Origin of the sequence: Streptomyces atroolivaceus (assembly GCF_000717025.1) — a bacterium.
GTDB classification, from domain to species: domain Bacteria; phylum Actinomycetota; class Actinomycetes; order Streptomycetales; family Streptomycetaceae; genus Streptomyces; species Streptomyces atroolivaceus.
Genome location: NZ_JNXG01000011.1, coordinates 311,808 through 321,784, shown reverse-complemented (window position 1 = coordinate 321,784; position 9,977 = coordinate 311,808). Strand labels below are relative to the sequence as shown.

Here is a 9,977-nt window from a genome sequence, read left to right as displayed (position 1 = left end):
ACGAGGACTTCGACGCCACCGCGGCAGCCGAACGCTCCATGGCCTTCGAAGCCCTCGACCAGCTCGCCATGGAACACCTCATCGGCGCCCGCTGACACCTGCCCGGGGGCACCCGGCGGACACCGCCGGGTGCCCCCGGCTCCAGCAGGACCGGTCGTCAGGCGTCCACGGACACGGGCGGGGCGTACGCGACCGGGTCGGCCAGCACGTCCTGCACCACCAGCGCCGCGGCGCCGCGCGCCGCGTCACCGGCGACGGACGAGGCTCGCAGCCTGCCCCCGCCACGGGACCACAGGCCGGACACCACCCGGCCCGTCAGCTCCTCGTCCGCGGGCGGCGAGAGCCACGGCATCAGACCGCGGTATATACCGCCGAGCACCACCGCGTCGGGGTCGAACAGATTGACGGCGCCCGAGAGCACCTGGCCCAGCATCCGGCCGGCGTCGGCCACGGCGGCCAGCGTCACGGGATCACCCGCCTGCGCACGACGCTCCAGCTCCATCACCCCTGCGGCCCCGCCCCCGGCCCCGCCGATTCCGGCGGCGCGCAGCAGCGCCGACTGGCCCGCGTACTGCTCCAGGCAGCCGCGCGAGCCGCATCTGCACTCCGGACCCGCGGGGTCGACCACCACATGCCCGATCTCCCCGGCGAAACCGTGCGCGCCGCGCAGCAGTTCGCCGTCGAGCACCAGGGCGCCGCCGACACCGATCTCGCCCGTCAGGTAGAGGAAGCTGCGGACCGTGTCGAGCCCGCCGAACCACAGCTCGGCCAGTGCCGCGAGGTTCGCCTCGTTCTCGGAGCGCACGGGCAGCGGTGCCGTGCTCGGACGCAGGCCGGCGAGCGCCTCCGCGAACAGCCCCTCGGCGGGTACCTGGTTCCAGCCCAGGTTCGGAGCCTGGCGCACCGAGCCGCCCGAGACGAGTCCCGGCAGCGCGAGCGCGGTTCCGACCGGGCACAGTTCCTGTTCCCGCGCCGAGTCGAGGGTGCGGGCGGCGATCCCCGCCGCGCGGGCCAGGACCTCCTCCGGCGGGGCACCGCGGTTGTCCAGGTGCTCGGTCTGCCGGACCCGGCCGGTGCCCGCCAGATCCACGACACACACCGACACGTAGTCGATGTTGATCTCCACGCCGAGCCCGGCGGGCCCGGTGCGCGCCACCTTGAGGGCCGTACCGGGGCGTCCCGCCTGACCGCTGAAGGTCTTGCCCGACTCCGTCAGGAAGCCGCTGTCCAGCAACTGCTCGACCAGTGAGGAGACCGCGGCCCGGGTGAGTCCGACCCGGGCGGACACCCCGGCCCGGGTCGCCTCGCCCGCCTCGCCCTCGTCCCGCACGGCGCGCAGCACGAGGCTCAGGTTGTGGCGTCGCACGGTGTCCTTGTCGGCCTTGGACCCCAGGGGCGTGAGGTAGCTCTTCATATCGTCGACGAGCCTATGCGATGTCCCTGGGGCCCCCGCCCCCGGCACGGAGGGCCCGGCCGGGCCCTACATGTCCGCCGCCTCCGTCACCGCGCCCAGGTCGACGAACTTGAAGCCGGTCGCCTCCCGGCCCTCCTCGCCACCCGACGCGGAGGTCTCGTGCCCGTCCTGGACCACGAGCAGCCCGTTCGGATAGCGGGAACCCAGAGGCTCGTTGAGCACCGCGGCACCGTCGCACTCCTCGCTGCCGTCGAGGTCGGCCGACACGGCGGTGACGCGGAAGCCGCCCTCGTACTCGTTGCCCTCGGAGACCTCACGGTCGTACAGGGCGAAGCTGTTGTCGCCCTGGCCGGACGCCATGAGGTAGCCGTCGCCACCGGACTCGCGGAAGAGGGTCAGACCCTCCACGTCGGCCGCCAGCCGCTTGCCGCCGAAGCCCGGGTCCGTGCCGGGCGCGCACTCCTCGGTCTCCGGGTCGTACGTCCCCGGGACGCCGTACTCCCGGACCTTGTCCACCAGGACCGGACGCCCGTTCAGCGCGGCCGGCAGGCGCCAGATGCCGACGTCCTCCTGGCCCGCGTAGAGCGTGCCGTTCTCCGGGTCGACGACCATGCCCTCGACCTGGGGAAGCTCACCGGGCTCACCGCACGGCGTCCACGACGTGCCGTTCGGGAGCCGGAAGGACGAGGGGAGCGAGAGGGTGCGCACCAGGCGGTAGCCCACCGTGCCCGCGGCGGTCGGCCGCAGCTCCAGCAGCGCCAGGTCCGTCGTGTTGCGCCGGCTGACGAGCGCGTACGAACGTCCCGTGGAACGGTCCTGCCAGGTGGCGAGGCCGTACGCCGTCCGCTGCTCGTTGATCTCGGCCTGACCGGACGAGAAGACCGGGGCGGCACCGGGATCCGTGACGTCCTTCAGCGGGCCGCCGGGCTGCGAGGGGTCGACACGGTAGATGCGGAGGCGGTCGTTGCCCCGGTCGCTGACCACGGCCACATCGGCGCGGCCGGACGGGGTGCGCAGCCCCGTCACCAGATCGACGTTGTTGAACCTTCCTGGGGCGTCGTCCTCCGCCGCAGGCGACGGTGGTGCGACCGTCTGGACCAGGGACGCGTCCAGACCGTAGACGCGCAGCCCGCCCTCCTTGGCGGTGGCGACGACGAGACTGCGGCCGGGATCGGCGTCGTTGCGCCAGATGGCCGGGTCGTCGGCGTTGGCGTTGCCGCCCGCCTCGTCGTCGTACAGCGCTGCCGTCTCGGCCGTCGGGCCGACGGACGGCAGGGACCGGGCGTGGGCGGGGGACAGCGGGACGAGAGTGATCAGCGCCGTGCCGAGGAGGGCGGTTGCCGCCAGGCGAGGGGAGCGGTGCATGCGCACGGATGCTTCCTGTCGTGAGAGGGACATGTCCATGACTCGTCAGGAAGTGTCGGGCGCTGGAGGGCTGCTGGGGTGTCGCGCCCATGAGGGGGACATGGGCGCCAGGTGAATTCGCGGTGCCGCGAGGGCGGGCGGGTCCGGCGGCATGTGCCACCGGACCCGCCCGTGCCGGCCCGTACCGGGGTCAGGGCTTCGCGCCCCTGGCCCTCAGCATGTCGGCCATGAGCGTGATCTCGGACTCCTGGGCCCGGACCATCCCCGCCGCCAGACCCCTGATCTCGTCCGTGCCCGCCGAGCCGGCCGCGGCCTGGGCCATGTCCGCCCCCGCGCGGTGGTGGACGGTCATCAGCCGCAGGAACAGCACCTCGGCGCTCCTGCCCTCCGCCGCACGCAGCCGGTCCAGCTCCGTGTCCGTCGCCATGCCGGGCATGAGGGAGCCGTCGGAGGGGGTGACCGGGTGGCCCATCCACTCCATGGGCGGCCGGTCCGAGCTCTTGGGCCTGTCCCAGACCTCCAGCCAGCCCAGCATCATGCCCCGCTGGTTGGCCTGGGTGTTGATGATGTCGTACGCGAGCCGGCGCACGTCCTCGTCCTCGGTGCGGTCCCGGACGAGGAACGCCATCTCCACCGCCTGCTGATGGTGGACCGACATGTCGCGGGCGAAGCCCACGTCGGCCGAGCTCTCCGTGGGGACGGAACCGGCCGCCCCCGACGAGGAGGCCGCGGAGGGCCGGACGACCATCAGCAGGACGAGTCCCATGGCGACGACGAACACGGCTGCCCCCGCCCACACCAGCGAACGGGGGGCGCGCGCGGGCGGTGTCACTTGGCGACCCCGCCGGAGCAGGCGGCTCCCGGCTCCGGGGTCTGTGCGCCCTGGACGTACTTGGTGAAGAACTGGGCGACCCGGGCGTCGGTGGCGCTCTTCACGGTGAGCTGCTTGCCCCAGGCGCTGAGCATCAGCGGGTCCTTCTGGTCGGCCACGGGGCTCATCAGCGAGTAGGGCGTCTTGGAGACGCGCTCGGAGAGCGCCTTCACGTCCGCTTCCTTCGCCTTGTCGTTGTACGTGACCCAGACGGCGCCGTGCTCCAGGGAGTGGACGGCGTTCTCGTTCGGTATCGCCTCGGTGTAGACGTCGGCGTCGCAGTTCATCCAGACCGGGTTGTGGTCGCCCCCGACGGGCGGGTTCATCGGATAGTCGACGGGAGTCTGGACGTGTTCCTGGGCCAGGTCGTCCCAGGTCTTCTCGCCGGTGACGGGCGAGGTCCTGGCCTGTTCCTCCGCCTTGTCCTGCTCGTCGGCGGCCGACATCAGGTAGCCGCCCCCGGCGACCAGGCCGGCGACCACGACGACGGCCGCCGTGATGGTGATGATGCGGCTCCGGCGCTCTCGGGCACGCTCCTTACGGCGGGCCTCCTCGAGCTTGGCGCGGCGCGCGGCGGCAGAGCTGTTCTGGTTCTTGGCGGAAGCCATGTCAGGTCCTCGGGTTCAGCGGAATCGCGTGCGCGGAAGGCGCGCCACGCGGGGGCGAAGGCGTACGGACGGCCCGTCTCCGGCGCTCGGGCGGCTCGGAGGCGGATCCGGGTGCGGCCTAGATCCGCTGGACCTGGAGGCGTAGCTGGTCGACGGCGCCCACGGCGTCGTTGGTGGGGCCCCGGATGGCCGCGGCTCCGGTGAGCGGGGCGGCCCGGAACGCCTCCGAGGGGCAGGGCAGGGCGAGGGGAGCGGGGTGGCCGGGCAGTACGACGGCTGTCGAGTGGTCAGCCGTTCCATGACAGGAACTGCCGACCCCTCGTTCGTCCGGGGCGTCGGCCACGACGACCGACACAGCTGCCGCCGGCGTCGGGGTGAAAGCCCTGACGGCGGTCGGGGAAGGGGCCTCGGCGCGGGGTGAGGCCGTTCCGGCCGGGGAGCAGCAGAGGAACACGGCCACGAGCATCAGTGCCCAGACCGGCGCGGCGGCCAGGGCGAAGCCGCCCCGTCGCCGGTCCGTCCGCCCGCTCGCTCTGGTCATCGCCGCCATCGTAGATGGTGTGTGAATGTTCAATGAGTTCAGCCCACAACTTGGCAGGATAGTGTGCCCCGGTGACGACGCAATCGAACATACCTGCGGGTTGGCATCCCGATCCCCACGGGGCGCCTCAGCTGCTGCGCTATTGGGACGGCGTCAACTGGACCGAGCACACCCACCCGGTTCAGGCACAGGCGCCGGTGGCCGCCCAGCCGCAGGGAGCCCAGCCGCCCACCGCCCAGCCGCCCACTGCCCAGCCGCACGGGGCGGTGCCGCCCCGGCAGCAGTTCGCTCCGCAGCAGGCAGGCGCTCAGCAGTTCGTTCCGCAGCAGGGCGCGCCCGGCGCCGGCTCACTCTTCGGTCAACAGGTCCTGGTCGTGAACCAGAAGGCCAAGCTGATCGAGCTCACGAACGAGTACAGCGTCTTCGACCAGCAGGGCAACACCGTCGGTTCGGTCGTGCAGGTCGGCCAGAGCGGCCTGCGCAAGGCGCTCCGGTTCGTCTCCAGCATCGACCAGTACCTCACGCACCGACTGGAGATCCGCGACGCCTACGGGCAGCCGCAACTGCTCCTCACCCGCCCGGCGAAGTTCATCAAGTCGCGGGTGGTCGTGCAGCGCCCGGACGGGCGGCCCGTGGGCGAGATCGTCCAGCAGAACGCCATCGGCAAGATCAACTTCGCCATGGTGGCCGACGGGCAGCGGATCGGTGCGATCAGGGCCGAGAACTGGCGCGCGTGGAACTTCGCCGTCGTCGACCACAACGGGGCCGAGATCGCGAGGATCACCAAGACGTGGGAGGGCCTGGCGAAGACCATGTTCACCACGGCGGACAACTACGTGCTGCAGATCCACCACCAGCTCCCCGAACCGCTGCTGAGCCTCGTCGTGGCGGCGGCACTGACCGTCGACACCGCCCTCAAACAGGACGCCCGAGGCTTCGGCTGATCCTCCGGCAGGCTGCCCCCTCGGCCGGCAGGATGATCCGTATGCCGGTTCCGGTGTCTCCTCGCGTCCCTCCGGGACGGCTCTCGTCGTCCCCGGATTCGAGCGCCTCGAGCTCGTGCTCTCGGTGCTGAACGAGGCGTCCTGCCGGGTCGCGGTCAAGCCCGGGTTCTCCTTCGAGGGCGTCCGCAGGCGCGGAAACCTGCACGCCGACGGATGGCACGACATGCACGTCCACGCCCGGGTGCGTGGTGACGGTCAGTCCGGCTGGACGCCGTCCCGGTCCGGCGCCTGAGCCGGCCCGTCCAGCTCCGCCAGCACCCGCTCGGCCACCGCGAACGCCGAGTTCGCCGCCGGGACCCCGCAGTAGACCCCCGTCTGGAGGAGGGCCGCGCCGATCTCGCGCGGGCTGAGACCGTTGCGTACCGCCGCGCGTACGTGCATGGCCAGCTCGTCGTGGTGACCGTGGGCGACCAGGGCGGTCAGCGTGATCAGGCTGCGCTCGCGCCGGGACAGGGTCGGGTCGGTCCAGATCTCGCCCCAGGCGTAGCGGGAGATGAAGTCCTGGAACGGTGCGGTGAACTCCGTGGTCCTCGCCTGTGCCCGGTTCACGTGCGCGTCGCCGAGAACCTCGCGGCGCACCGCCGTCCCGCTGCCGCGCTCCCGGGGCGCGAAATGGGCGCGCAGGGCCTCCCGTACGGCCTCCGGACGTTCGGCGGGCGCCAGGTGTGAGGCGCGCGGCAGCTCGGTCAGTGCCGCGCCCGGAATCCCGTCGGCGATCTCCCGGGCGTGCGCGGGCGGTGTCGCCGGGTCCTCGCGGCCCGCGACGACCAGCGTCGGCGCCCGCACCTCCGACAGCCCGGGCCGCAGGTCGCAGTCGGCGAGAGCGTCGCAGCACGCGGCGTACGCCGACGGGTCGGTGCCCAGGAGGTCGTCGAGCAGCCGGGGCTCGGTGAATCCCGGCGTGAACCATCGGCCCGCCGCGCTCTCCGCGACCCTGCCGAGGCCCTCCGCGCGCACGAGGGCGGCCCGCTCCCGCCACGGCCCCGGGTCCCCGAAGTGGGCGGACGAACAGACGACGGCCAGCCGGTCGACGCGTTCCGGGTGATGGACGGCGAGCCAGAGGCCCACCGCGCCGCCGAGCGAGACCCCGGCGTACGAGAACCGCTCCAGGGACAGCGAATCGGCGAGCGCCAGGACCAGGACGCCGAGATCGGCGATTCCCGCACCCGGGCCGATCAGGCCGGGCGCCGAGCCGCCGTGCCCGGGCAGGTCCCACCGTACGACCCGGTGTGCGGCGGAGAGTTCGGGGGCCACCTGGTCCCAGAGCGCGGTGGAGGTGCCGAGCGACGGGCCGAGCAGGAGCGGGGGAGCGCTCGCCGGCCCTTCGGCGCGGTGGTGGAGGAGACGGGCGGGTGTCGTGGTCATCGGCGCTCCAGAGCGCGGTCGGTGAGGGGCCCGGCGCTGCCGGTGTACCGGGCGGGGTCGGTCAGTTCCGCGAGATCCAGGCCGTCGAAGGCCGGCTCCCCGGCGAGGATCTCCGCGAGGGATCCGCCCTCGTCGCGGGCCCGGCCGGCCGCCCCGGTGAGAAGCTCCTTGGCACGGGCACGGCCGACCCGGTCGGCGGCGACGGCGGCCAGCCGTTCCGAGACGATCAGCCCGCCGGTCGACGACAGGTGGCTCCGCATGGCCGACGGGAACACCTCGAGCCCCTCGGCCAGCTCCACCGTGTCCCGCGCCGCGCCGCCGACCAGGCGCAACAGATCACGCAGCGGCTCCCATTCGGCGTGCCAGGCGCCGGCCGGCCGTTCGTCCCCGGCGACGAGCGAGCCGTACAGCGTGGCAGCCGCCCCGGGTGCGCGGCGGGCCGCGGCGGCGATGAGGGTGGCGCGGACCGGATTGGCCTTGTGCGGCATCGCGGAGGAGCCGCCACCGGATCCCTCCGCGAGCTCGGCGATCTCGGTACGGGACAGGATGAGGACGTCGGCCGCCGCCTTCCCGAGCGCGCCCGCGGTGAAGGCGAGCGCACCGGCCAGGTCGGCGACCGGGGTGCGCAGGGCGTGCCAGGGCAGCAGTGGTTCGGCAAGTCCCAGCTCCCGGGCGTAGGCGCCGACGAGTTCCAGGCCCGCCCCGTCCCCGCCGGCGGCCGAGAAGGCGGCCAGCGTGCCCGCCGCGCCGCCGAGCTGGACGGGGAGCGCGTCGCGCACCGCCCGCAGCCGGTCCCGCGCGTCGAGCGCCAGCGACCGCCAGCCCGCGGCCTTGAGGCCGAAGGTGGTCGGCACGGCGTGCTGCGTCAAGGTACGGCCGGGCATCGGGGTGTCGCGATGCCCGGCCGCAAGCCGCTCCCATGCCTCGGCGGAGCGTCCCAGGTCGTCGAGGAGGATCGCCAGGGTCCGGGACGCCACCAGCATCGCCGCCGTGTCCAGGATGTCCTGGCTGGTCGCGCCCTGGTGGACGAAGGGCCGCACGTCGTCGTCGACCGCCGCGGAGAGGGCGGAGACCAGTGGGATCACCGGGTTTCCGCCGGAGCGGGCCCGCAGCGCCAGGTCACGCACGTCGAACCGGCTCGCGTCCGCCGCCGCGGTGACCGCCCGACCGGCCTCGGCGGGTGCGAGCCCGGAGGCTGCCTGGGCCCGGGTGAGCGCGGCCTCGGCGTCCAGCAGCGCCTGCAGGAAGGCGTGGTCTCCGGTGGCGGCCTCGGCGGCGGAACCGGCCCGCCCGGGGGCGAGGAGCCCGGCATCGCTCTCGTGCATCAGCTGAACTCCAGGAAGACCGTCTCGTCGTCGCCCTGGAGACGGATGTCGAAGCGGTAGGTACGCGGATCGGTGCGTGTCGCGATCAGTGTGGCGCGCCGTTCCGCGTCCAGCGACTGCAACAGCGGATCGGCTGCCTCCGCGCCCTCGTCGAGCAGGTCGGGGAGGTACACGCGGGTGTAGAGGTGGTGGACCAGGCCGCGGGCGAACACGGCCGCGCAGAGGTACGGGACGCCGCCGGGCGGGAGCGTACGCACGAACCAGCGCCCCGCCGCGTCGGTCGGCGTACGGCCGAACCCGGTGAAGTCCACCCCGTCGCGTCCGATCACCTTGCCCGACGAGGGGTCGCGGCGCAGCGACCCCGGCAGGCCGGTGCGCGATCCGTCGGGCGCGGGCTGCCACGTCTCGACGATCGCGTCCGGCACGGGACTGCCCAGGCCGTCGAGCACGTATCCGTGCACCGTGACCGTGTCGGGGTGCCCGGCGGGGGCGACCTCGCTCCCGCCGGGGAACGGCAGCGCGTAGCCGTAGAAGGGGCCGACGGTCTGGGAGGGGGTGGGGGCGTGGGACATCAGGCGTCGCCTTCTTCCTCGGTCCAGGTGGCGCACGGTCCGTCCAGGACGATGTCCCAGCGGTAGCCGAGGGACCACTCGGGAACGGACAGGTCGTGGTCGTACGTCGACACGAGCCGCTCGCGGGCCGCCTGGTCCGTGACCGAGCGGATCACCGGGTCGTAGGGGAGGAGCGGATCGCCGGGGAAGTACATCTGGGTGACGAGCCGCTGGCTGAACGACGTGCCGAACAGCGAGAAGTGGATGTGCGCGGGGCGCCAGGCGTTGGTGTGGTTGCGCCACGGATAGGCGCCCGGCTTGACGGTGGTGAACGAGTAGCCGCCGTCGTCGTCGGTCAGGCATCGTCCGAACCCCGTGAAGTTCGGGTCGAGCGGCGCCGGGTGCTGGTCGAGCTGGTGGGCGTACCGCCCGGAGGCGTTGGCCTGCCACACCTCGACGAGCTGCCCCCGCACCGGCCTGCCGGCCCGGTCCAGCACCCGGCCGGTGACGGTGATCCGTTCTCCGAGCGGCTCACCGGCGTGCTGTGCGGTGAGGTCGCGGTCCAGCGCGGTCACGTCCGTGACGCCGAAGGCCGGCCCGGACAGTTCGACCGCCTCCGGGTCGCGCACGGGTATGAGCGAGCGGTGCGGATGGCGGAAGTGACTGCTGCGGTACGGGGGATAGTCGCGCGGGGGATGGTGGGCGCCCGGCTCGGCCGCCGCCTGGGCCCTGGCCACCTCGGAGTCGATCTCCTGCTGGCTCAAGCCGTCGGGCAGCGGATGTGCGGGAAGGTCACGTGCGGTCATGTCACGGCTCCGTGAAGTGTGGCAATGCTCAGTACACTGAGTAAAATGCGATGACCCTGAAGCTATACAGGCCCCGTCGTCAGGGTCAAGGCCCTCAGTACACTGTGTATCTTCGGTATCCCGGCAG

General features: G+C 73.0%; 10 protein-coding genes. 1 reads left to right on the top strand and 9 read right to left on the bottom strand.

Annotation, left to right across the window (positions count from 1 at the left end):
* Window positions 1-157: 157 nt before the first annotated feature.
* The 5 genes from OO67_RS22145 to OO67_RS22125 form a co-directional block, all read right to left on the bottom strand.
* Window positions 158-1,414 carry an ROK family protein gene (locus tag OO67_RS22145; RefSeq protein ID WP_033302807.1) on the bottom strand — a complete coding sequence of 419 codons (1,257 nt, stop codon included), beginning with the start codon at window positions 1,412-1,414 and terminating at the stop codon, window positions 158-160.
* Window positions 1,415-1,480: 66 nt separating this feature from the next.
* Window positions 1,481-2,779: a phytase gene (locus OO67_RS22140; RefSeq protein WP_033302805.1), complete on the bottom strand. Its 1,299-nt coding sequence runs from the start codon at window positions 2,777-2,779 to the stop codon at window positions 1,481-1,483.
* 190 nt (window positions 2,780-2,969) lie between these two features.
* Entirely contained in the window at window positions 2,970-3,545 is a 576-nt protein-coding gene (locus OO67_RS22135) for a DUF305 domain-containing protein (protein ID WP_382056025.1), read from the bottom strand.
* 62 nt (window positions 3,546-3,607) lie between these two features.
* Window positions 3,608-4,258, bottom strand: a complete 651-nt coding sequence (locus tag OO67_RS22130; protein ID WP_033302802.1) for a DUF3105 domain-containing protein — start codon at window positions 4,256-4,258, stop codon at window positions 3,608-3,610.
* Window positions 4,259-4,376: 118 nt separating this feature from the next.
* Complete coding sequence (locus OO67_RS22125; protein ID WP_033302800.1) at window positions 4,377-4,808, bottom strand: hypothetical protein; 432 nt, start codon at window positions 4,806-4,808, stop codon at window positions 4,377-4,379.
* Between the two features lie 62 nt (window positions 4,809-4,870).
* Here OO67_RS22125 and OO67_RS22120 point away from each other — a divergent pair, with 62 nt between their 5' ends.
* Window positions 4,871-5,743, top strand: coding sequence for an LURP-one-related family protein (locus OO67_RS22120; protein WP_033302799.1), 873 nt, complete (start codon window positions 4,871-4,873; stop codon window positions 5,741-5,743).
* 255 nt (window positions 5,744-5,998) lie between these two features.
* Here the strand turns inward: OO67_RS22120 and pcaDC are convergent, their stop codons facing one another.
* Genes pcaDC through pcaH form a run of 4 tightly spaced genes read right to left on the bottom strand, consistent with a single transcriptional unit; the run spans window position 5,999 to window position 9,850 of the window.
* Entirely contained in the window at window positions 5,999-7,168 is a 1,170-nt protein-coding gene (gene pcaDC / locus OO67_RS22110; protein ID WP_051709659.1) for a bifunctional 3-oxoadipate enol-lactonase/4-carboxymuconolactone decarboxylase PcaDC, read from the bottom strand.
* Entirely contained in the window at window positions 7,165-8,493 is a 1,329-nt protein-coding gene (pcaB, locus tag OO67_RS22105) for a 3-carboxy-cis,cis-muconate cycloisomerase (RefSeq protein ID WP_033302797.1), read from the bottom strand. Before pcaB ends, pcaDC begins: the two co-directional genes overlap by 4 nt.
* Complete coding sequence (gene pcaG, locus OO67_RS22100; protein WP_033302796.1) at window positions 8,493-9,065, bottom strand: protocatechuate 3,4-dioxygenase subunit alpha; 573 nt, start codon at window positions 9,063-9,065, stop codon at window positions 8,493-8,495. Before pcaG ends, pcaB begins: the two co-directional genes overlap by 1 nt.
* Entirely contained in the window at window positions 9,065-9,850 is a 786-nt protein-coding gene (gene pcaH / locus OO67_RS22095; protein WP_051709657.1) for a protocatechuate 3,4-dioxygenase subunit beta, read from the bottom strand. Before pcaH ends, pcaG begins: the two co-directional genes overlap by 1 nt.
* Window positions 9,851-9,977: the final 127 nt, after the last annotated feature.